This is a genomic window from Streptococcus sp. HMSC076C09 (assembly GCF_001837905.1).
Classification (GTDB): domain Bacteria; phylum Bacillota; class Bacilli; order Lactobacillales; family Streptococcaceae; genus Streptococcus; species Streptococcus parasanguinis_I.
In genome coordinates this window covers 1-453 of the sequence record NZ_KV834620.1, presented here as the reverse complement: position 1 = coordinate 453, position 453 = coordinate 1, and the positions used below count along the sequence as shown (strand labels likewise).

The window sequence follows — 453 nt, the reverse complement described above, 5'->3', positions numbered from 1 at the left end:
TTTCATCGTTTAGAAGGAGTTGCTGTGGTTATCGTTGTTGCTGAGCTAATTAATTGCTCTTATTACTTTGATGAAGTTACTTTTATTATTGAATTAATTTAAATAATAATAACGATCAATGAAAGTACTCATCGATATTCCCTTTATGCAGTTTAGAGCACAAAGGAAAATGGTACTGATTTGATCGTTTTTTTGTGTATTGACATCCTAAACCCCAGTCAGAACCTTCAGTCATATTAAACAAGGAGATAACATGAGATTTGTTGTATATAAACATTCACTGGTTTTAGGTGATAACAACATCGTGACAAAGCAATTTATCGTTCTGAAACACGATGACGGCAACTTACAATTTACTGATTTTCATCGTTATGTTAAATCTACTTCAAGAATCAAGTCGATTTCAGATGATGGGAATAAACGCTTTTCTTACGTTGTTAAGTTTCTTAATTT

1 pseudogene is annotated in these 453 nt (G+C 31.6%); it reads left to right on the top strand.

Annotated elements, in window-relative coordinates:
• Positions 1-253: 253 nt before the first annotated feature.
• Positions 254-453, top strand: a pseudogene (locus HMPREF2704_RS11430) (site-specific integrase); the annotation flags it as partial.